The organism is Denitrificimonas halotolerans, assembly GCF_034259425.1.
In the GTDB taxonomy this organism is placed as follows: domain Bacteria; phylum Pseudomonadota; class Gammaproteobacteria; order Pseudomonadales; family Pseudomonadaceae; genus Denitrificimonas; species Denitrificimonas halotolerans.
In genome coordinates this window covers 1-346 of the sequence record NZ_JAXIVU010000060.1, presented here as the reverse complement: position 1 = coordinate 346, position 346 = coordinate 1, and the positions used below count along the sequence as shown (strand labels likewise).

The following is a 346-nucleotide window of genomic DNA, read 5'->3' as shown; positions in this document are numbered from 1 at the left end:
GGTAGACGCGGTTGCAAAGCCTGCTGGTTTTGCTCAGGTTACGCAGCTAGCTACCTCGGCTAGCAGTGCTGATGGGTTGGGTGTTCATCTGCCCAGCGGCATAAGTTTTTCTGGAGTGAATGCAGGCAATCTGGATCTCGTCTTGGCACTGCTGAGGCAGCTGTAGTGAAAGTGCGTTATTTGCGGCCAGCCAAGCAGATGCCGGAAATTTATCTGTACCGCGCGCCAGTGGATTTTAGAAAACAGGCCAATGGCTTGGCTTTGCTAGTTGAGCAAGAGCTCGGCCACAATCCGTTCAGCGGCGCGCTGTATGCGTTCACCAATCGCCAGCGCAATAAAATCAAAT

1 protein-coding gene is annotated in these 346 nt (G+C 52.9%); it reads left to right on the top strand.

Annotated elements, in window-relative coordinates:
• Nucleotides 1–165: 165 nt before the first annotated feature.
• On the top strand, nucleotides 166–346 hold a 181-nt coding region (tnpB, locus tag TOI97_RS13270; protein WP_321554592.1), incomplete at its 3' end, for an IS66 family insertion sequence element accessory protein TnpB.